Source organism: Corynebacterium gerontici (assembly GCF_003813985.1).
In the GTDB taxonomy this organism is placed as follows: Bacteria; Actinomycetota; Actinomycetes; order Mycobacteriales; family Mycobacteriaceae; genus Corynebacterium; species Corynebacterium gerontici.
Window position 1 is genome coordinate 538776 of record NZ_CP033897.1, and the last position, 21104, is coordinate 559879.

Sequence of the window (21104 nt, forward strand, 5' to 3'; positions counted from 1 at the left end):
GCTAAAAGGTCGAATGCCACTATTCGGACTCCAACAAGATTGCGACACACTGAGGGTCGGCATCGCTGAGCATTTGACGGCAGCGCTCGTATTCGGCGTCATCGCCAATCATCTTCGAGGCCAACGCAAGACAGGCGATGCTTTTGAGCACGCCCTGGTTCGGCTCGTGCTCAAAGGGGATCGGCCCCCAGCCCTTCCAGCCGGCGGCCCGCAAGCGATCCAGGCTGCGGTGATAGCCCGTTCGAGCAAGAGCATAGGCATGCACGCGCTCCATGTCGGTACTCGCATGGTCAATTGCCTCAACAGCCAGCGACGCCCAGATCGCCGGTGAAGCGGGGTGTTTCAAAGCCATCGACGGATCGGTGCTAGCAGGCTGATCCTCGGGTAGATGCATCGGCGGGGGAGCGAGCATATCGTTGAACTCAGTCATGCTCCCCATTCTTACACGAGGGAGCGATTCCAAAACTCGCTGACTTCAAAGCCCAGGGAATACAGTGCTTTGCGCAGCCCTGGGAGGGAAAGACCGATGACGCTGGAGGGGTCGCCTTCGATCCTGTCAATAAACCACCCACCGATTGCTTCCAACGTGAACGCACCAGCACACTGCAGCGGCTCGCCAGTTGTTGCATAGGCGCGAATGTCTGCGTCGTTGGCCTGAGCAAACCAAACCTTTGTGGTGCTCAGGAAGGTCTGAGTCCCCGAAGGAGTGACAAGGTGATGGCCGCTGAGCAACTCGCCCACCTTGCCCTGCTGATGCTGCCAACGTTCGATAGTTGCCTCCACCGTCTTGGGCTTTCCCTGCAGTGTGCCTTCGATAAGCAACATGGAATCTCCACCCAAAACCACGTCTGCAGGCCAGCGTTGCGCTACTTCCTCGGCCTTCGCCCGCGCCAGTGCCTGAACTACGTCCCCGGGGGCAGCTCCGCGACGATCCAATGTCGCAATGATGGCGTCCTCATCCACCCCGGCGGGATCGATCACTGGTTCAACTCCAGCAGAGCGAAGGATCTGTAGGCGAGACGGTGAGCTAGAAGCTAAAACAAATCGCATTACTGGGGAAGCTCCTGATCAGGCTGCGGATAAGAGGTCTGCGCGCCGTAACCGGTGACCGAGAACGCTGCAACGCGCACGCTCTCCTGAGCCGCCTCTCGCAAGCCGGCTCCACCAAGCACGGCCGCGCAAAACGCGCCCGCAAAGGCATCGCCTGCGCCCGTGGTGTCCACAGCTTTCACGCGTGGCGATTGCACCAACTCCAGTCCGCTTTGATCAGCCACCAAAGCGCCCTTGGCGCCTAGGGTGAGGACTGCGGAAGGGAAGCCAGCGCGCAGCAGTTCTCGGGCAAGTGCTTCAGGCGAACCGTCGCCCGTGCGCCCAAGTTGCTCCAGAATCAGGCCAGCCTCGTGCTCATTCGCCATGATCGGATCAGCGTGCAGCAAGGTTTCGGGGGCGACCTTCACAACGGGCGCGAGGTTGATGATCACTCGGCCCTGTGACAATGCGACGGCAGCTTCGATACCAGAGGCTGGAATCTCGCCCTGCAAAAGCAACACATCAGCCTCGCGGATTGTTCGGGCGTGTCGTTGAACAAAGGTGGCATCAACTGAAGCGTTGGCGCCGGGAACTACCACGATTGAGTTTTCGCCATCGGCGGCAACGGTGATCACTGCCAGGCCAGTGCTGCCCGGCACTGTCTCTACCTCCTCTAGATGAACACCTGCGGCTTTGAGCAGCGCAAGCGCTGGGTCAGCATAGCTGTCATCGCCCACAGCGCCCACAACGTGAACGTCTGCGCCACGAAGCGCTGCAGCCACCGCCTGATTCGCCCCCTTACCTCCGGGTGCGACGCCGCCACCGGCCCCCAACAGTGTTTCACCTGGTTTTGGATGGCGATCCACCTGCACGGTGAGATCGGCATTGATGGAACCAACGACGGCGATGTTTGGCACCTTGTGCTCCTTGGAGTGATCAGTGAAAGACGTATTCCTCCAATACGCTACCTATTTGCTAACGCAAGTAGGTAGATTCTCGATCATGCAGCACCGTCGGGATCACGATGGGGTGGGCACCCGACAGTTTATCTTCACCGATGAGCAACTCGAATGCTTCTTCACCCAAGCGCTGCACCTGTTGATCCACCGTGCTGAGCGGGGGATTGTGATAGCGGAATATGGGAATTTCGTCGAAACCGAGTAGTGCGATTTCCTGAGAAATTTCCAGTTGTTGTTCGCAGAACGCCTGCATGGCACCCATTGTGAGCGTCGAGTCTCCAGCGATGATGGCATTCACGTCCTTGGCGAGCAATGACATAGTGCCTTCGTAGCCATCACGCTGATCGAAGGTGCCCTGATACACCGAGATGTCCACTTTCAATTCGGCCCCCAGTTCTTCAATCACCTGAAGGCGCTCTCGGCCGGTGGAGGTGTCCAAGGAGCCAGACAAGTAACCGATGGTGATGTCATCGTTTTCCATCAGCGCGCGTATTCCCGCTTCTAAACCGGGGCGTGGGTCACTTACGACGCTGGGGACGTCGGGGGAATTACTGCGACGATCCACTGCCACCACCGGAATGCCTTCCTCCAAAGGTGTGGCAAAGAGATCCGTGGCGCTTTCATGTGGCACCACGACCATCCCGTCAACACGGTGACCGGCGAACATTTCCACCGCTTCGCTGAGCATCTCGGGATCATCATCTGTGATGCACAACATCACAGAGCATCTTTTGGCGTGCGCTGCCCGCTGAATCGCCGTTGCGAGTGCTGCAAAGAATGGATTCTCAATGTCCGGTACCGCAACGCCGATGATGTTGCTTTTTCGGCTTCGCAGGGATGCCGCTTGCCAATTCGGGCGGTAACGCATGTCCTTTGCCGTTTGTTGCACATGCTCGCGGGTGGCTTCGGCGATGGCGGGATTGTTTGCCAGGGCGCGTGAAATCGTGCTCACGGAAAGCCCAGTTTCCGCGGCAATGTCCCGGAGTGTGACAGGCGTTTTACGCTTGGCTCGATTTGCTTGCATAAGAGGCCTCGTTTCGGGTGGGGATTTCTACAAACACCGTGTGCTCAATAGTCTAACCTTGGGTTTCATCGAAACTCCTGCCTTTTTGGGGCGATTCACCCCCGTTCATGCGAGAGTTGCAATTTTCTTGCGTGGAAATGGCTCATGCCCCCGTCGCTTGGACAGGGGCATGAGCGGGCTTGAGGATATGCGTCTAGTAGAAATGCACATTCCGGAAGGCAGTGGGGTTAAAGGTGTTCGGGCGAGAAAGCTGCTCGTCGATATTGCCCCACATGTTGCGCTCGCGCTGCTGATCCTGAGCGCCAGCGGCCTGATCCGCCATCACAGCAAAGAGCGTGGTGAGCGTGGCAACTTGTGACGGATCAGGGTTGCCTTTGATGACCTTCAGGAAAGGGCGTGCTGGCTTCTCTGCATCCGCTGCCCCGGTGGTTTCGGCGTTCTCGGCCTTGGTGTCAGCATTGTCAGCCATGCGGTACCTTCTTTTTCTTGCTGGAATTCTGTGGGCATTTCCCGCGAAGAGCGCGGGAAATGGTTTTACAGAGGAATATTACCGTGCTTCTTCGCGGGCACGTTCACGACCTTGCGGTCGAGCAGGCGCAGGCCCTCGATGATTTGGCCACGGGTTTCGCTTGGCGGGATCACGGCGTCGACGAAGCCGCGCTCCGCGGCCATGTAGGGGTTCACCAGCGTTTGCTCGTATTCCTTCTCGTACTCCTTTGCCAGCGCCGCCACGTCCTTGCCCTCGGCAGCGGCTGCCTTGAGCTCCTTGCGGTAGATGAAACCAACGGCGCCAGATGCGCCCATTACGGCGATCTGCGCAGTCGGCCATGCCAGCACCAGGTCAGCGCCCATGTCCTTGGAGCCCATCACGCAGTACGCGCCACCGTAAGACTTGCGGGTGATCACGGTGATCTTGCCAACCGTGGCCTCGGAGTAGGCGTAGAGGAGCTTGGCGCCGCGTCGAATGATGCCGTCGTATTCCTCAGAGGTGCCGGGCAGGAAGCCGGGAACGTCCACGAACTCGATGATCGGGATGTTGAAGGCGTCGCAGGTGCGCACGAAGCGGGCGGCCTTCTCGGATGCCTTGATGTCCAAGCAGCCCGCGTACTCGGTGGGCTGGTTTGCAACCACACCCACGCTGCGGCCTTCCACGCGGCCGAAGCCGATGAGGATGTTGCCGGCGTAGCCTTCCTGGATCTCGAAGAAGTCGCCGTCGTCCAGCACGCGGGTGATGACGTCCTTCATGTCATAGGGCTGGTTCGGGGAGTCCGGGATCAAGGTGTCCAGTTCGAGGTCAATGTCGTTGATGTTGTCCTTGATGGATCCCACCATAATGTCGGCGGGCTCGCGAGGAGCTTCGGCGCGGTTGTTGGAAGGCAGGAAGCCGACCAAGTCGCGCACCCAATCCAAGGCGTCGGCATCGTCGGAGGCGGTGTAGTGGGATGTGCCGGAGGTGCTCATGTGGGTGTGGGCGCCACCGAGTTCTTCCTGAGTCACTTCCTCGCCGGTGACGGTCTTGATTACGTTGGGGCCGGTGATGAACATCTTGGAGGTCTTGTCCACCATGATGATGAAGTCGGTGAGGGCCGGGGAGTAGACGTGGCCACCTGCGCAGGCGCCCATGATCAGCGAGATCTGCGGGATCACGCCGGATGCTTGGGTGTTGCGGTAGAAGATCTGCGAGTACAGGCCGAGGGAGACCACGCCTTCTTGGATGCGTGCACCCGCACCTTCATTAATGCCGATGAGCGGAACGCCGGTCTTGATGGCCATGTCCATGATCTTGACGATCTTCTCGCCGTACACTTCGCCGAGCGCGCCACCAAACACCGCGCCGTCTTGAGAGAAGACGCAGACTTTCCGGCCGTCGATGGTGCCGTAGCCAGTAACCACACCGTCGGTGACGGGGCGTTTTGCATCCAGGCCGAAGTTCTTGGAACGGTGGCGGGCTAGGGCGTCAACTTCGACAAAGGAGCCCTCATCGAGGAGGTATTCGATACGCTCACGGGCTGTTTTCTTGCCTGCGTCGTGAACTCGCTCAATGGACTTGGGGCCCATGGGTGCTTCAGTCTCAGCGATACGTGCGCGGAGATCGGCGAGTTTTCCTGCAGTGGTGGTGAGGTCCGGAGCTTGGCCAGAGTCTTCAGTCTTCATAGCGGCGGTCATGGTTCCTAATTTTAGGGAGCGCCACCGCAAATTGTGAAAGGTTCGAAAAAAATCAACCCCGCGAAAGCAAAAGTTCTGCATTTCGGGGGTAAGGGTTGGGGGTAGCTTTTCGACGGCACCTCCGCCTACACCCACAGCGCTGCAAAGGGTGCTACCGGGATATTTCTAATCACGAACCATGTGCAGAGCGCCCCCAGTGCCACGGATGGCGCCAATGTCCACTGCTCCCAACTTCGCCATGAATAGCCGAGCCTTCGCGCGCTCCAGGCAACGTAGCTCCACAGCAATAGCGGAATTGCTAATACTGCGAGTGCATTGAAGTGCAGCGCCGCCTGGAGATCGCCTTGCGTTAATGAATACAGCATGCGCGAGGTTCCGCATCCTGGGCAACAAACGCCAAAGAGTGTTTTGGAAGGACAGGTGGGCATGACGCCGCCAGGGGTAGTTGGATCGGCGAAATGCACGAATCCTATGACTGCCAGGCCGAGAGCGCCCACGAACAGAGGGCCGCTAAGGCTTTGAATCTTGCTAGACAATTATGTGTTCCGCTCGCGTCGGTTCGGTTTCACCAGAGGGAAAGCGATGGTTTGTCGAATGTTCTTTTCACAGAGCATCATCACGAGCCTATCGACGCCCATGCCCATGCCGCCAGATGGTGGCATGGCGTACTCCAGTGCCTCGAGGAAATCTTCGTCGACCTCCATCGCCTCAGGGTCTCCACCTGCCGCGAGCAGGGATTGCGCCACTAAGCGTTCTCGCTGAATCACTGGATCAATCAACTCGGAATAGGCGGTCGCCACTTCTGCTCCGAAGCAGATCAAATCCCATTTCTCAGCGACTCGCGGATCGTGGCGATGTTGACGGGTAAGGGGAGAAACCTCCGTGGGGAAGTCAATGAAGAAGGTAGGCGCGACCGCGCGGCTTTCGGCAAGGGCTTCGTGGAGTTCGATGATGAGCGCACCTCGGGTGACATTGTCCTCAACGTGCACGCCGTGGGCGCGTGCCAGTTCTTTGAGCTCCTCAATCGGAGTATCAGGCGTCACTGGCTGGCCAGTTGCCTCCGCAATACCCTCATGCACACTGATCACTCGCCACGGCTTGGCTAAATCCACCTCATGAAGCACACCCTGTGCGTCTTCACCCCGGATAATGGTGCTCCCATTGGCCGCCAGGGCAGCATTGATGATGATTCGCCTGGTGAGTTCGCGCATCGAGTTGTAATCGCCGTAGGCCTGGTACGCCTCTAGCATGGTGAACTCCGGATTGTGGGTGGCGTCGGCACCCTCATTACGGAAGTTTCGCCCGATCTCAAACACGCGATCCACTCCGCCGACCATCAGGCGCTTGAGGTACAGCTCAGGTGCGATGCGCAGGTAAAGGTCGAGGTTATACGCATTGATATGCGTGATGAATGGGCGCGCATTCGCACCACCGTGGACGGTTTGCAGGATTGGCGTTTCAACTTCTAAGAATCGCTGCTCCAACAGCGTGTTGCGGATTGCTTGGATCACCGCGCTTCGAGCCTGCAGCACGTGCCGTGCCTCCGGATTTGTGATGAGGTCAAGGTAGCGGCGGCGCACCTTGACTTCTTCGTCCGCAAGCGTGCCTCTCGGAATGGGGCGCAAAGCTTTGGATGTGACACGGATCGAGTTGGCCACCACGCTGCGAGTGCCATTTCTCGAGCGCCCAATAACACCTTCGACGCCGACATGGTCGCCAACAGAAACCTGACGGCGAAGTTCCCGTAGTGACTGTTTGCCAACGTGATCAGCCTCGATCAGGATTTGCAGTTCCGAGTTCCAATCCCGCAGCTTATAAAACTGCACACCACCGTGATCACGAATCGTGATAACACGGCCAGCGGTGCTCAACGCAGTGCCTTCGCTGGCATGTGCTGCCGCTCCAAGATCGCACTGCCGAAGAAAATCAGTGGGATAGGCTTCAACGCCTCTGTCGAGCATCCGCTGGCGCTGGTGTAACTTCTGCTGTACTTGTTGCGGATACTTCACCGCAGGCAGTGCCGGTGTTGTGTCCTCGAGGAAGGCTAGAATCGCGGGATTGTCGGCATCATAGCGCGGTTGCTGGGAGGCGCCTTCGCGGATAAAGGGTAGAGAAATTTGCCCCTCGGCGATGGCAACGGCCAGGCCAATGGTGGCAATGTCGCTGGAATCGCGCCAACACAGATAGCGGGTCTGCCACGTTGGTTGATACTTCATGTTGGAGCGGTACAGCTGCTCGATCTGGAACTTTTGGGACATGAAGCCCACCACCGCGCGGTTGATGCGCTGAGTCATAGTGGCACCGACATCCTCACCAGCCTCGATGGTTTCGCGTAAGAAGGCGAAATTCAAAGAAACTCGCTGTACGCCTACTTCCCTGGCCTGCAAAAGTAGCGATGCCACCATAAATTCGGTGACGCCACTACCTGCATTTTCGAGGTCGCGGCGCATGACGTCCAGGGATAGCCCAGCGTTGCCCCAGGGGACGAAGGAGAGCAAACCTCGAGTTTCCCCCTCGTTGTCCAGTGCCTCAACGAATACGCAGTCACCATCCAGGGGATCCCCCAGACGGCCCAGCGCCATAGAGAAGCCACGCTCGTCCCCGTGTTGGCGCCAGCGATCGGCAAAGGAAATCAGGCGCTGCATTTCTGAGTTGCTGATGTCTTTGTGGCGGCGAATCCGCGCGCTATACCCCTGTTCAATCAGCTTCTGATGGGCATGGCGAACGTCGATAAGCTTGGAATCGTTGAGGTTGAAATTCTTGGTATGGATGACCGACTCATCGCCAAGCGCGCGAACCTTAAATCCTGCTCGTGCATACGCGCGTGCTGCCTCAGCGCAGGTGCCCACAACGGCGGGGGCGAGGCCTTTCTGATTTGCGTGCTCGACGAAGGCGCGGATCGCTGCATCCCAGTGATCCTTCGGACCGATCGGATCCCCCGCAGCCAGGCAAGAATCCATGACGTTGCGGTAAGCAACAGCCGCCTTGTCGGATTTGGCAAAGATCACGCCCTTGTCCCTGCGGGTAGCAAAATATCCCAGGGAATCGGCTTCCTGTTCGCTTTGCTCACGAAGAAGGGTGCGAAGCTTGAGCTCGGCAGCGAGATCCTGAACATCGGTCTTACCCCTTGACCACAACAACATCACCGCAGTGACAATGATGGTGATCAACGTGCCACCTGCGAGCACTGCTTGCACCTCAGGAACGAAATCGTCGGCGGGGAGAGTGAGCTGGCGAATCAGCTTGCCAAAGTGCAGGCGGTTATGGCCCACGTTGTTCATCACCATCGCGGTGCACAGCGCGATAGTGGCCGTCAGCAACATTCCGAGTGTCGCTGTGAGAAGAGCCCGGCGCAACGAACGCTCCGCGAGCGGGGCTTGGTAGCGCTTGCGTGCACGAATCAACGCGATAAACAACGTCAGAAGAACGGCAGTGAGGACACTGATTTGGATGAGGTCCTCGACCGTGACGAAGCTCCGGATATCTTCAAAGATCACCGCGGCTGCGAACAACACGATTGCTGCGCTGATGATCTCAACGGTGAAAAAGAGAAACGCGAACCAATAACCAATGCGCTTGTGACGAACCAGTGCATGGCCACTGATCAGCAGGAAGAGGGCACCGAGCAAGCTTGAACCTGAAATCGGGAAGATGAAATCGAGCACGGCGCTCAAGCGCTGCACCCACTGAGCCTCACCAAAAAGGTTAAACGCCACTACAGCAAATGCGGTGAAGAAAAAGTAGCCAGGGATGATGCGTTCAAGCTTTGATGCTTTCAAGAACAGTGACCTCTGTGTATCTGGGTGATCTGTCGGGCAAAATAATAGCCCCCAAGTGTAGTGCTCACTTGGGGGTGAAGGTAGGGGATGGCTTTACTCGGACAGGTATCCCGTATACGCCAACGCGATGTAGATACCACCAACGATCAGGCCGCCGATGAGGCCAATGAGCATCATCTTCTTTGCCCGCTCGGAGTTTTGCTCCGCGCCTGCATAGTCACCGGCGTTCCATGCGCTGCCAGACTTAGAGGAGAACACGATACCCGCAATGCCGAAGGGGAGGCAGCAGAACAACGTGATCAAAATGTTCCACACCAGATACGTCTTTGGCTGCGTCATGGGCGCACCAGCGTAGCCGGTATTGTATGCGTCATAGCCCTGTGGCTGTTCTTCGGGATTCGGCTGATAGGGGTTCGTCATGGGTTCCTTTGCTTTGTGTTCGGAGTCTTTTCCGTCACATTTTAGCAGTGATGTTCCTTATAGCGGGATATTCCCGTGCTTGCGGGCAGGGCGCTGCACGTGCTTATTGCGCAGTAAACGAAGGTTTCGGCTAATCTGGCCGCGGGTTTCGCTGGGGAGGATGACCGCGTCGATGAGGCCGCGTTCGGCCGCCAGATAGGGATTGAGCATGTGATCTTCATATTCGCGCTCGAATGCGGCGGAGAGCTCAACAATGTCAACGCCGTCTTCCGCTGCTCGTAGCAGTTCCTTGCGGTACAGGAAGCCCACTGCCCCTGCGGCGCCCATCACGGCGATTTGGGCGGTTGGCCAGGCCAGGTTGACGTCGGCGCCCAAGCCCTTAGACCCCATCACGCAATAAGCGCCGCCATAGGCCTTGCGCATGGTGACGGTGATTTTGGGAACGGTGGCCTCGCCATAGGCGTAGAGCAGCTTGGCACCACGGCGCAGGATGCCGTCATGTTCCTGACCAGCGCCGGGGAGGAAACCGGGGACGTCGACAAGCATGACAATCGGGATGTTGAATGCATCGCAGGTCCGGATGAAGCGGGCGGCCTTTTCGGATGCGTTGATGTCCAGGCAGCCGGCAAATTGGGTGGGTTGGTTTGCCACAAAGCCGATGGATTCGCCCTCGATGCGTCCGAAGGCAGTCACCACGTTGTCAGCGCGTCCTTCTTGAATTTCCAAATAATCGCCATCGTCGGTCAGGCAGCTGATCACGTCGCGGACATCGTAGGGAACGGTTGGGGAGTCCGGGATAATGTGATCGAGTGCGAGATCGTCGGGGTTGAGATTCGCCTCGATGCTGCCCTCTTCATGTTCATAATTTTCGCGTGGAGCCGTGGTGCGATTGTTGGAGGGGAGAAAGCTCACCAAATCGGAGACGAAGTCGAGCGCATCTTCATCGCTGGCGGCCGTGTAATGCGAGTTGCCGGCTTGTTCCAGATGCACACTGGCGCCGCCGAGTTCCTCCTGGGTGATCATTTCGCCAGTCACGGTCTTGATGACGTCGGGCCCGGTGACGAACATCTTGGAGGTCTCGTCGACCATAACCACGAAATCCGTTAGCGCGGGGGAATAGGCGTTGCCGCCCGCGCAGGCGCCCATGATCACGGAGATTTGGGGCACCACGCCAGATGCCTTGATGTTTTGGTAGAAAGTTTGCGCGATGAGGTCGAGTGAAACCGCGCCGTCTTGGATGCGCGCGCCCGCGCCTTCGTAGAGGCCGATCAGCGGGCGGCCGGTGGTGACGGCTAACTCCATGATCTTGATCATCTTCTCGCCGTAGACTTCGCCAAGCGCCCCGCCAAACACGGTGCCGTCCTGGCTGAAGATGCACACTTCCCGGCCATCGATGGTGCCCCAACCGGTGACGATGCCGTCGGTTACTGGGCGTCGGCTTTGCATGCCGAAGGCGAAGGTGCGGTGGCGGGAGAGTTGGTCCGTTTCGATGAAGGAGCCTTCATCGAGCAGATAGTCAAGGCGTTCGCGGGCGGTGAGTCGGTTTGCCTTGCGCACCCGCTCAAGCGCGGCCTCACCCATGGGCTCGGCTGCTTCGCGTCGGCGATTTTTGAAGTCGGCGATCTTTCCGGCGGTGGTGGTGAGATCCTTCAGCGCCTCAACGTCAACAAAAGGTGAGGAAATAGTCATGTTTTAGGATCTTATGCTTCAAGAGCTGTCGTTTCCATAACCAAATAACATTTAGGAATGTGATTATCGGCACTAAATCACCTGACCTGCACTTTCTGGGGTGAAAATATTTCCCCTGGGTGCTTCGGCATGGGTTGAGGATCGGCAAGACCGAATCGCTTACAGCCAATTAGGATGAATTGGCATGAGCCAGGATCCACGCACACCGCTGAACGTTACCGCGCTGAGGAGAGCGCTCGACGGCTTGTATGCGCGAGTCGAACACGTTGAAACAACCGGTAGTACCAATTCAGACCTCGTAGCAATGGCCCAGCAAGGTGCACCGGCGTGGACGGTCCTGCTGGCCGAACACCAAACTCAGGGTCGTGGCCGCATGGGTCGTCGTTACGAGGCGCCCACCGGAGCCCAACTCACCTTGTCGTTATTATTGCGCCCGCCGCAGGAAGCGGTGCAACGCCTGGGACTCATGCCGTTGGCGACAGGTTTAGCGCTTGTCGACGCCCTGCCTGCCGATTCGGGCGTTGCCGTGAAGTGGCCCAACGATCTCATCATTGAGTCCCGGAAGCTGTGCGGCATCCTGGCAGAAGCCGTCAGCCTCAGTGACCCCGCAGTGGTCATTGGCTTGGGGCTGAATACTTCGCTTCGCCGTGAGGAACTCCCAGTGCCCCACGCAACGAGTCTTGAGCTTGAGGGGATCGAATATGAGCGCAATGATCTCGCGGCCAAGGTGCTCAAAGCGCTGCACCATCGCCTGCACCAATGGCAGGACAACGATCCCTCCATGCTGGATGATTATCGCGCCCACTGTGCCACCATCGGAACGGAGGTCCGGGTGATCCTTCCGGGCGATCGCGAGCTGCTTGGCACTGCAGTTGGCGTGAGCGACGGGGGACAATTGTTGGTAGACACTGGCGATGAGGTACAGGAGTTGAGCGCGGGGGACGTCTTTCACCTTCGTGCCCAATCCGGCGGCTACACAGCAACTGAGGGAGGAACAAGATGATTCGCATTTCGCCAGATGAAGAAATTCGCGCGGACATCACAGCCGGCTTCGGAGCTTTGCTCTATCCAGTGCTGGAACTCATCGTGATCACCGGGGTGTGCTGGATGGCAATCGGCTGGATGGATCGTGACCAAACCTTCCTTGATCCAGGATCGCTCATGCGCAATGGTGTCGTGGCGCTGTGGTTCGTGCTGGTGTTGCTTCGTTTCGTCCTACCAGTGGTGGCTGCACGCCGTCGGCGCATCATTGTGACAAATCAGCGCATCATCGCCCGCGATGCTGGGCTTGGTTCTCGTGTCGATGCCATTTATCTTTCCTCCATTCGCCACGTTGGGCGTAAGCGAAAGGACATTACGTTATCTGTGGCAGGGCTCGACCACCTGGTGTTGCTGGAATCAGTACCAAAGGCGAAGTTGGTAGCTTTGAGAATCGAAGAGGGCATCACGCAACCGGTGGTCTTCTAGCGCCATTTTGGGGGAGCGTCTTCGGGAGGGTGAAAGGCACTGCGTATAGTGAGCGGCGTGAATGAGGTAGAACACCCCGCCCACGCCCCAGGTGCTCCCATCGTGACTGTGATCGGTGATGGGCAGCTCGCACGAATGATGCAAACGGCAGCGATCGAACTGGGATGTTCGCTACGTCTGCTCGCTGGTTCACGAGATGCCAGTGCGGCTCAGGTGTGTGCAGACGTACTGCTGGGGGATTTCCGCAACCTTGCAAGTGTACGTGAAGCGGCTGCGGGAAGCGACGCGATCACCTTCGATCATGAGCACGTGCCAAACGAACACCTGGATGAGCTGATCGCCGAGGGCTTCAATGTGCAACCTCAGCCCGAGGCCCTCATTTTTGCCCAAGACAAGCTGCTCATGCGCAAGAAGCTGCGCGAGGTCGGCGCACCCGTTCCGCCCTTTGCCGCGATCGAATCGGTAGATGATGGGCTGGCGTTCTGGGACGCCGTCGAAGGCCAGGTCTGCTTGAAGGCGCGCCGGGGTGGCTATGACGGCAAGGGGGTATGGTTCCCCGGCCAGCGCGAGGAGCTGCGGGAGCTGGTGAGTTCATTGCTCGAAGCCGGCACCCCGCTGATGGCTGAAAAGAAAGTTGCGTTGCGCGGTGAGCTATCGGCGATGGTGGCTCGCACGCCCTCGGGAGCAACCCAGCCGTGGCCTGTAGTGGCATCAGTCCAAGAAAACGGAGTGTGCGCCCAGGCCACCGCGCCCGCGCCAGGCATCGATGCCGAACTGAGACGCCGAGCGGAGACACTTTCGATAGATATTGCCCGAGAGCTCGGGGTTACCGGCGTGCTCGCAGTCGAACTGTTCCTGAGTGAGGACGAAAATGGCCAAGCGGATATCAGTATCAATGAGTTAGCCATGCGCCCGCACAACACCGGACACTGGACCCAGGACGGCTGCATAACCAGTCAATTTGAACAGCATATCCGCGCAGTTTTGGATCTCCCGCTGGGGGCCACGAACACCACGGCGCCCTACACTGTGATGGCAAATGTACTTGGTGCTGAGCGGGATCCATCTATGCCCATGGCCGATCGTGTAGCCAAAGTTATGCACGTCGTGCCAGACGCCAAGATTCACCTCTATGGCAAGCAGCACCGCCCGGGCAGGAAGATTGGCCACGTCAATGCGTGCGGCGAAGATCTAGAGAGCGTTCGCCGACGGGCACAAGCAGCGGCGCACTTTCTGCGCCATGCGCAGTGGCCAGAAGGTTTTGCGCCGGAATCCCTGTAATTCTTAGGAGAGAACATGCAAGCACTCGTTGGACTCATCATGGGCTCGGATTCAGACTGGCCCACCGTTGAACCAGCCGCTGAGGTACTGGCGGAATTCGGCATTCCTTTCGAGGTGGGGGTGGTGTCTGCGCACCGCACGCCGGAAAAGATGTTGGCTTATGCCAAGCAGGCTCACACTCGAGGCATCAAGGTGATCATTGCCTGCGCCGGCGGTGCAGCTCACTTGCCCGGCATGGTTGCCGCCGCAACGCCGCTGCCAGTGATCGGCGTGCCACGCGCGCTCAAGGATCTTGATGGGATGGACTCATTGCTCTCCATCGTCCAGATGCCTGCGGGTGTTCCCGTCGCTACCGTTTCTATCGGCGGTGCCCAGAATGCCGGTTTGCTGGCTGTACGAATCCTGGGCGCAGGGGATGAAGAATTAATCCAGAAGATGGCGGACTACCAAGAGGGTTTGCGCCAGAAGGTGGAAGAAAAAGACGCCGCTTTGCGGCGCAAGCTTATGGGTGAATAGTTACTGTCGCCAGCGGCCACGTGCTCGCCATACCACCACGGTGCTAACAACCAAGACCAGTGCCAAAACAGCGGGCCACACCAGCGGCTCTGGCTGAAAGAGATTCACCACTGCCTGGATAAACGCTAAGAACGAAAAGAACCCCAGAAAACCAAGCAAGGCATCATATAGCAGTGCTTTACGGCTTTCTGGGGTGTTGCTCATGGGCAATGAGTTTACGCTTTCACTCCACCGGCAGTCAGGCCGGAGACGATTCGGCGTTGGAACACCAGCACCATGATGATGAGCGGGACGGTGACCAGCGCGCCCGCAGCCATGATGGAGGTATAGGGGAATTCGAAGGCGCTGGGGCCCGAGAAACGTGCAATGGCCACGGTCACGGGCTCAGTGGCATTGGTGGAGAGCTGTTTTGCCAGCATGAACTCATTCCACGTGGCGATGAACGCCAGGATTGCCGTGGTAAACAGCGCCGGTGCCGCCAGGGGCAGCAGAATGTAGCGGAAGGCCTGAGCGCGGGTGGCACCATCAACTCGGGCGGCCTCCTCCAGTTCCCAGGGCAGCTGGCGAAAGAAACTCACCAGCGTGTAAATCGTCAGCGGCAGCGCGAAGGATATGTTCGGGATGATGAGCGCCCGATACGTCCCGATCCACCCCAAATCGCCAAAGAGCTGGAACAGTGGCGTCACCAGCGCAATGCCGGGAAACATTGAGGCGGCGAGGATGATCCCGGTAACCAGCCCCTTGGCGCGAAACTCGAAGCGCGCCAGAGCGTAGGCCGTGAACACGCCAACGATGACGGCAAGCGCGGTCGTCGACAAGCTAATCAACAGCGAGTTCCAAATCGCCTGGAGGAAATCATTGCCCTTGTCCGTCGCGAGCGCATCGCGGAAGTTTTGCAGCGTCACGTGCGTGGGCCAAGGCGTGGTGTCGAAGGTGTATGCGGGATCGCGCAGGGCCGTCACCACCATCCAATAAAACGGCGCCATGCCCCACAGCATGATGAGCAACACGCCAAGATAATGTCCGATCAAGGATTTCTTCATGCCACCTGCTCCTTTCGGCGTGCAGCTACTGCGGCGTCGGTCTTGCGCAATTGGCGCTGCTCACGGGATCCTGAAATGTCCGCGCCGAGGAAGCGGATCATGATGAAAGCCACCGCGAATATCAACAGGAAGATCAGGGTGGACAGCGCGGAAGCCGAATTGAAATGCCCCTGGCGCATGTCCTCGACCACCAATTGGGAAATAGTGGCGGCGGGAGAGTTGGAGGAAGGCGAAATCATAATCACCGGCAAGTCATACATACGCAGTGCGTCGAGGGTGCGGAAGAGCACCGCCACCATAAGCGCCGGGCGAACCAGCGGCAGGGTGATGCGCGTGAAGCGCTGCCAAGCGTTCGCCCCGTCCACCATCGCAGCCTCGTAGACGTCCTTGGGAATCATCTGCAGGCCAGCCAAGATCAGCAATGCCATGAATGGGGTGGTCTTCCACACATCGGCGATAATCACCGCAGTGCGAGCGGCCCAAGGATCAGTGGTCCACTGCACCGGTTCATTGAGGATCGCGTTGATGATGCCACGATCAGCGAAGATGAACTGCCACAATTTCGCCGTCACTGCTGTTGGGATAGCCCAGGGGATCAGCACAGCGGCACGTAGTAGGCCACGCCCCGCGAACTCTCGGTGCATCACCAACGCCATGGCCATGCCCAGCACGATCTCCAGGCTTACGGTCACCAAGGTGAAAAAGAGCGTGTTGCCGATTGCGGGCCAGAAGTCGGTGGCGATGACGCCGTCGGGGCATCGGCTGGTGCCCGTGGCCGCTGTACATTGCTGCAGGAGCCAGTACTGATAGTGCTGCAAGCCGGCAAAGCCGCCGTCTGTAAAGAGCCCAGTTGTGGGATCCAAGCCCTTGTCAGCTTGGAATGACAAATAGATCGCGCGAATGATGGGGTAGCCAATCACCACCGCCAACACCACGAGAGCGGGGGCGATCAGCCACACTGCGGCGCGGTTGCGCTTGGTGTTTGCCATAGAAAAGTCCTTGGATGTTGGGAGGGAGGAGTCAGGGCGCGCGGTGCTGCCAAACATAAGCACCTGCTCGCTGAGAGCAGGTGCTTAGGTGGAACCGATTGTTACTTGGAGGCGTTGCTGATCGCGGCCTTCATCTCAGAGGCGGCGTCATCGACAGACGTATCGCCCTTCAATGCCGCGGTGGCGTTGTCCTGGATGGCCTTGGAAATTGCAGGGTAGAAGGGGCTCACGGGCCGCGGCTTGGCGTTTTCAAGCGACACCTTCAGCGCCGGGAGGTAGGGGTACTTCTCCACGTAGGCTGCATCATCGTAAACAGAGGCGAGCACGGGCGGGAAGGATGCGTCAGCGAAGGACTTCTGGTTGTCTTCGTTGATGATGAACTTCATGAAGTCCAGTGCCGTGGCCTTGTGCTTGGAGTTCACGTTAATGCCGTTGTTGTATCCGCCCAGGGTGGATACGCCAGTGCCATCTTTGCCAACCAAGGGGGATACCTTGTACTTGCCTTTGACCGCGGAATTATCGGCGTCCGCGGTGGTGTACATGTAGGGCCAGTTAACTGCCATGGCGGTTTCGCCGCCGACGAAGGCCTGGTTTGTTTCTTCTTCAGTGGCAGAGATGGAGTTCTTGGAGATCACGCCATCCTTGTAGGCTTCAACCATCGCGCTCATGCCTTCTCGTGCTTCAGGAGAGTCCACGGCGGGTTCGTTGCCGTCGATAACCTCGCCGCCCCAGCCGTGAATGAAGTCAATGGTATTTACTGCGAGGCCTTCGTATTGGCTTAGTTGAAGGGTGAGGCAGTCCTGCTTGGCTTCTTCAGCCTTCTTGCAGCCCTCGACGAGTTCGGTCCAATTTGTTGGGGCTTCGGGAATGATCTCGGTGTTGCGGTAAAGCAATTGGCCGTTGGTGTTTTGTGGCAGTGCGTAGAGCTTGCCGTTGTAGGTTGCGGATTCCACGGTTGATTGCAGCAGCTTGGAGGTGTCCACGGCGTAGTCGCCTTCAAGGGGGATGATCCATTGCTGTGCGGCGAATTCCGCCGTCCAGGGAAGATCGAGCGCCATCACGTCATAGTCCGAGTTGCCGGCTTGAAGGGATTGCACGAGGGTGTCACGCTGCTGGTCGGCTTCACCCGCGAGTTCTTTGAGTGTTACTTGCTCGTCGGGGTGGTCCTTGTTCCAGGCGTCGATGATGGGGGTGAGCTTGTCGGTATCGTTCTTGCCCATGGCGAAGGTGATGGGGCCGCGCTCGTTTCCACTGCTGGAGGCCTCGCTGCTGCTTTGCGGGCTGGAGGAGTCCGAGGAGCATCCGGCCAATGCTGCGCCGCCGAAGAGTGCGAGTGCGGCGAGGGTGGCGCCGGTTCGGGTGAAGTGTTTCATGTCGCTTCAAACCTTTCCTTGAGTTCTCAGTTTAAGGTAGTGATGCGCAACCCATTTCGGGGGCAATATGAAACAAGACACCCTTATCTGGGGGTGGTTTCATGCTTTTCGACGGGCACCAGCGCGCCCTATTCTGCCCGTTCTGCTCGGGCGATTTCCGCAATCCTCTCCGGCGAGGCTGGGCCACGAACGATCACCAATGAGCCTCCGGCGGAAAGATGCCCCAGCAGTTCGCGCATCTGATCAAGCGAATTCCAGCCGGTGCTGAGGTGGCGTCGTGCTTCACGCGGTGGCGCCCAAGCGGCAAGACTCGGGCCTTCCTCGGGGAAGTGGTCGCCGAAAAATCGCACGGTGGGGCCGAAGTCGATGCAATCGTCAGGCAGCGCTTTCCCGAGTTCGCTGATGCCGCGGCCGAAAGGATCAGAGCTCACTAGCACGACCTCGCCGTCATAGTTTTCTGGCTTCGAGTCGCAGAAAAGAACCTCGGCGCTGTGGTCGAATCGAAGATCAAGTTCGGCTGCCACGCATCCCAAACTGATGGCGATTGACTGCCAGCTCACGGGCAGGTCCACGCTGACGGGATCGCCCGGTTCCAGCTCGAGCTCCTCGCGGAGCATGTTGGCAACCTTGGCGGCCCAGTTGTCTAGGGTTTGTGCCGAAAAGTCCAGGCGGTTGCCGGCGTCTTCTTCGTAGATGGTGACCCGCGGTGTCGCGGGGTCTTGGCGTAGGAGGTCTTGGAGCAGGCGCATAGTCGCGATGCTAGTTCACGCAGCGAGGCCCTTCGCCACCGGCGTCGATTTCGGGCCCAACGATGGCTTCACCGGCGTCTGCACCGGGTTCGCCCACGGTAGTGGTCGCCTCAGTCGAAGAATCCTGGTCCGTGGTTTCGCTCGGGGCGTCTAGCTGAGGTCCTGCGTAATCAAAGCCGACGATGACCGATACCTCATCCTTCGGTAGGTCTTTGTTTTCCTTGATGGGCAGGTTCAGCGCGCTGGCGAGCTGTTGTGCGGCCTCATTGTCTTTATCGTGAGCCAAAATCACCGATTCGGTTCTTTCGCTTTCATTGCCCGTTTCACCAATGCTGAGCCCTTGCGTGCGAATGAACGTGGCAACAGTGGAGGCGAGCCCCTCGGTAGTGGTGGCGTTGTAGACGTTCACCTTGGACTTCGGTGCCTGTGCTTCGGAAGAGTTGGCATTTCCGAGCAATGAATCGAAGAACGCGCGAACCTGTTCCTGATCGATGGTCACCACCGATTCGCCATAGGTGCCGGTGCCGTCAATAGAGGTCACAGGGATAGTATTGAATTTGACGTTGCCACCGGCGAGGTTCTGCAACTGAGTGGCAAAACTCATGATGTCCCAGTCCTTATCAATCACCACAGAACGCTCCACCGCATTTGCCATGTCATTCAGGGCTTGGGGGTTGGTGAGCGTGCCCGTGGAAAGCACCTTGTTCACCAGCGACGCCATGAACGCCTGCTGGCGCACAATTCGATCGAGGTCGCCGCGCGGAAGGCCGTGGCGTTGGCGAACAAAAGCGAGCGCCTGCGAGCCGTTCAAGGTCTGCACACCGGCGGGGAAGTCCGCGCCGGAGAATTCATCACTGGTGGCCTCGTTTAGGCAGACTTCGACGCCACCCACGGCGTCGGTAAGCAAAACAAAGCCCAGCAGACCAACCTCAGCGTAGTGGTCGATGGTGACCCCGGAAAGGTCAGAGACCTCGGCGATCAATCCCTGACGCCCAGCTTCCGTAGCGCGCTGTTCAACGGTCTTCTGATCACTGACGCCTTGATCCAGCAATTCCTGGCGCTTCTGATCTTTGAAGGCTTTGTACACGCCGTTGATCTTCATGTCGCCGAAAGCGTCTTCATGAATATAGGTGTCGCGGGGGATGGAAATGGCGGTGGCTGAGCTGCCGTCGTTGGGCACACGGATCAGCATGATCGTATCGGTATTGTCATTTTGCTCATCGCCCGCGTGGAGCATCTCAATTTCTTCGGAAGTGAGCGGATTGCCCTGGGCATCGGTACGGGAATCGGAACCAACCAACAAGATGTCCGTGGCGCCGTCGGCTGCCTCTTTCACGCCCTTAGCCTCACCGAGCGACAAGTTTCCGGCAGAAGCCAGGGTATTGCCCAGCTTGCCTACGGTGAAGTACCCAGCCCCGGAAAGTACGAGTACCAACACGCTCAACACTGCTAAAAAAGTACGCAATGCTCGAGGCCCCTTTTGTTGGCTGGTGGCCTCAAATTGCGGTGCCGCCTGGATATTGCGAGTGCGGCGCATTTTGTTGGTCATGCCGATCCTTGATTCCGCTGCAGTGTTTGGCCGAATGATCTCGGCCGGATTCCCAAGCAGTCTAAGGCAGAGCGCCATGGTTTTTCATAACCCTCGCCCGGCAGCGCGCTGAAGCTCACAGCTTGTAGGCTATGGATCTGTGAATACTCCAGCCATCCCAGTCATTACTGTTACGTACTCCCCGGGGGAGCACCTTGCTCCTTTTTTGGAGTCCGTGCGTAGCGCGAGTGCACAGCCAACCATGGTGGTGCTTGCCGATAATGGCTCAACCGATGGCGTGCCGGAAGCAGCGGCCGACGGTGTGCGTGTTTTCTTCTTATCCACCGGCGGCAACGTGGGATATGGCGCCGGAATGAATGCTGGCGTGGAATTTCTCAAACCAATGCGCGAACAGGGGCTGATCGATCCCGACTTTTTTGTTATCGCCAATCCCGACGTCGTCTTCGATCCGGGCGGCATCGACGCGATGATCGCTTGCGCTCAACGGTGGAGGGAAGCGGGCGCGGTGGGGCCGTATATTCGCCAAGATGACGGCAGTGCATATCCATCTGCGCGCACAGTGCCAAATCTTCGCAACGGTATTGGGCATGCGCTGCTTGGCACGATTTGGCCAAGCAATCCCTACAGCCGTGCCTATCGCGATGGCGAACGCATGGATGAGGAACGCCTCGCTGGCTGGCTTTCCGGCTCTTGCCTGTTGTTGAAGTGGGATGCGTTTGAGCGCATTGGCGGTTTTGACGAGCGCTACTTCATGTATATGGAGGACGTTGATTTGGGCGACCGCCTGGGCCGTGCGGGTTTTGACAATGTGTTTTGCCCAAACGCCCAGATCACCCACGCGGTTGGCCATGCGGCGGGTAAGCGCCCAGAAGCAATGCTGCACGCTCACCACGAATCTGCGTATCGCTTCCAGGCTGACCGGCATCCGCATTGGTGGCAGTGGCCGGTCCGTGCGGTATTGAAGGCTGGCTTGCGTGTGCGTGGGATTCTTGCGGTGCAGTGCGCTAAGCGTAAGAAAAACTGAATACGCTTTTCTTCGGCACGCCCTGCGCAGGATTCTGGTGGCTTCGG

General features: G+C 58.4%; 21 protein-coding genes. 5 read left to right on the forward strand and 16 right to left on the reverse strand.

All coding sequences use genetic code 11. The features are described from left to right. Nucleotides 1-19 precede the first annotated feature (19 nt). From CGERO_RS02520 to CGERO_RS02565, 10 genes are all read right to left on the reverse strand, one after another. Nucleotides 20-430: a DUF3151 domain-containing protein gene (locus CGERO_RS02520; RefSeq protein WP_123933322.1), complete on the reverse strand. Its 411-nt coding sequence runs from the start codon at nucleotides 428-430 to the stop codon at nucleotides 20-22. An 11-nt stretch (nucleotides 431-441) separates the two neighbouring features. Beyond that, nucleotides 442-1050 (reverse strand): Maf family protein, encoded by a 609-nt coding sequence (locus CGERO_RS02525; RefSeq protein WP_123933323.1) that lies wholly within the window; start codon nucleotides 1048-1050, stop codon nucleotides 442-444. After that, complete coding sequence (locus tag CGERO_RS02530; protein WP_123933324.1) at nucleotides 1050-1946, reverse strand: ribokinase; 897 nt, start codon at nucleotides 1944-1946, stop codon at nucleotides 1050-1052. Before CGERO_RS02530 ends, CGERO_RS02525 begins: the two co-directional genes overlap by 1 nt. A 58-nt stretch (nucleotides 1947-2004) precedes the next feature. After that, entirely contained in the window at nucleotides 2005-3012 is a 1008-nt protein-coding gene (locus tag CGERO_RS02535; protein ID WP_123933325.1) for a LacI family DNA-binding transcriptional regulator, read from the reverse strand. 193 nt (nucleotides 3013-3205) lie between these two features. Continuing rightward, nucleotides 3206-3481 (reverse strand): acyl-CoA carboxylase subunit epsilon, encoded by a 276-nt coding sequence (locus CGERO_RS02540; protein WP_123933326.1) that lies wholly within the window; start codon nucleotides 3479-3481, stop codon nucleotides 3206-3208. A 65-nt stretch (nucleotides 3482-3546) separates the two neighbouring features. Next, a complete protein-coding gene (locus CGERO_RS02545) occupies nucleotides 3547-5178 on the reverse strand; it encodes an acyl-CoA carboxylase subunit beta (RefSeq protein WP_164470238.1) in 1632 nt (543 codons plus the stop codon). A gap of 125 nt (nucleotides 5179-5303) precedes the next feature. Further along, the gene (locus tag CGERO_RS02550; RefSeq protein WP_123935880.1) at nucleotides 5304-5606 is read right to left on the reverse strand and encodes a DUF2752 domain-containing protein; all 303 of its coding nucleotides are present in this window, start codon (nucleotides 5604-5606) and stop codon (nucleotides 5304-5306) included. Between the two features lie 108 nt (nucleotides 5607-5714). Continuing rightward, nucleotides 5715-8957 (reverse strand): bifunctional lysylphosphatidylglycerol synthetase/lysine--tRNA ligase LysX, encoded by a 3243-nt coding sequence (lysX, locus tag CGERO_RS02555; RefSeq protein WP_164470240.1) that lies wholly within the window; start codon nucleotides 8955-8957, stop codon nucleotides 5715-5717. Between the two features lie 93 nt (nucleotides 8958-9050). Continuing rightward, nucleotides 9051-9377: a CD225/dispanin family protein gene (locus tag CGERO_RS02560; protein WP_123933328.1), complete on the reverse strand. Its 327-nt coding sequence runs from the start codon at nucleotides 9375-9377 to the stop codon at nucleotides 9051-9053. Between the two features lie 57 nt (nucleotides 9378-9434). Then, a complete protein-coding gene (locus CGERO_RS02565; protein WP_123933329.1) occupies nucleotides 9435-11066 on the reverse strand; it encodes an acyl-CoA carboxylase subunit beta in 1632 nt (543 codons plus the stop codon). Between the two features lie 184 nt (nucleotides 11067-11250). Between CGERO_RS02565 and CGERO_RS02570 the strand changes: the two genes are divergently transcribed. The 4 genes from CGERO_RS02570 to purE are packed head-to-tail and all read left to right on the forward strand — an operon-like array spanning nucleotide 11251 to nucleotide 14330. Next, nucleotides 11251-12069 (forward strand): biotin--[acetyl-CoA-carboxylase] ligase, encoded by an 819-nt coding sequence (locus tag CGERO_RS02570; protein WP_123933330.1) that lies wholly within the window; start codon nucleotides 11251-11253, stop codon nucleotides 12067-12069. Next, nucleotides 12066-12533 carry a hypothetical protein gene (locus CGERO_RS02575; RefSeq protein WP_123933331.1) on the forward strand — a complete coding sequence of 156 codons (468 nt, stop codon included), beginning with the start codon at nucleotides 12066-12068 and terminating at the stop codon, nucleotides 12531-12533. Before CGERO_RS02570 ends, CGERO_RS02575 begins: the two co-directional genes overlap by 4 nt. Nucleotides 12534-12590: 57 nt before the next feature. Continuing rightward, a complete protein-coding gene (locus CGERO_RS02580; RefSeq protein WP_123933332.1) occupies nucleotides 12591-13814 on the forward strand; it encodes a 5-(carboxyamino)imidazole ribonucleotide synthase in 1224 nt (407 codons plus the stop codon). Between the two features lie 15 nt (nucleotides 13815-13829). Further along, on the forward strand, nucleotides 13830-14330 hold the full coding sequence (gene purE / locus CGERO_RS02585) for a 5-(carboxyamino)imidazole ribonucleotide mutase (protein ID WP_123933333.1): 501 nt from the start codon (nucleotides 13830-13832) through the stop codon (nucleotides 14328-14330). On the opposite strand, the gene CGERO_RS02590 is transcribed toward purE, so the two are convergent. From CGERO_RS02590 to CGERO_RS02615, 6 genes are all read right to left on the reverse strand, one after another. Then, on the reverse strand, nucleotides 14331-14534 hold the full coding sequence (locus tag CGERO_RS02590; protein ID WP_123933334.1) for a hypothetical protein: 204 nt from the start codon (nucleotides 14532-14534) through the stop codon (nucleotides 14331-14333). It lies immediately after the preceding gene. A gap of 11 nt (nucleotides 14535-14545) precedes the next feature. Further along, nucleotides 14546-15373: a carbohydrate ABC transporter permease gene (locus CGERO_RS02595; protein ID WP_123933335.1), complete on the reverse strand. Its 828-nt coding sequence runs from the start codon at nucleotides 15371-15373 to the stop codon at nucleotides 14546-14548. Further along, on the reverse strand, nucleotides 15370-16362 hold the full coding sequence (locus CGERO_RS02600) for a carbohydrate ABC transporter permease (RefSeq protein ID WP_123933336.1): 993 nt from the start codon (nucleotides 16360-16362) through the stop codon (nucleotides 15370-15372). Before CGERO_RS02600 ends, CGERO_RS02595 begins: the two co-directional genes overlap by 4 nt. Before the next feature lie 101 nt (nucleotides 16363-16463). Beyond that, entirely contained in the window at nucleotides 16464-17735 is a 1272-nt protein-coding gene (locus CGERO_RS02605; RefSeq protein WP_123933337.1) for an ABC transporter substrate-binding protein, read from the reverse strand. Nucleotides 17736-17863: 128 nt separating this feature from the next. Next, the gene (locus CGERO_RS02610) at nucleotides 17864-18484 is read right to left on the reverse strand and encodes a TIGR03089 family protein (protein ID WP_123933338.1); all 621 of its coding nucleotides are present in this window, start codon (nucleotides 18482-18484) and stop codon (nucleotides 17864-17866) included. 10 nt (nucleotides 18485-18494) lie between these two features. After that, complete coding sequence (locus CGERO_RS02615) at nucleotides 18495-20033, reverse strand: LCP family protein (protein ID WP_123933339.1); 1539 nt, start codon at nucleotides 20031-20033, stop codon at nucleotides 18495-18497. 139 nt (nucleotides 20034-20172) lie between these two features. Here CGERO_RS02615 and CGERO_RS02620 point away from each other — a divergent pair, with 139 nt between their 5' ends. Next, nucleotides 20173-21057 (forward strand): glycosyltransferase family 2 protein, encoded by an 885-nt coding sequence (locus CGERO_RS02620; protein WP_123933340.1) that lies wholly within the window; start codon nucleotides 20173-20175, stop codon nucleotides 21055-21057. The last annotated feature ends 47 nt before the right edge of the window (nucleotides 21058-21104 follow it).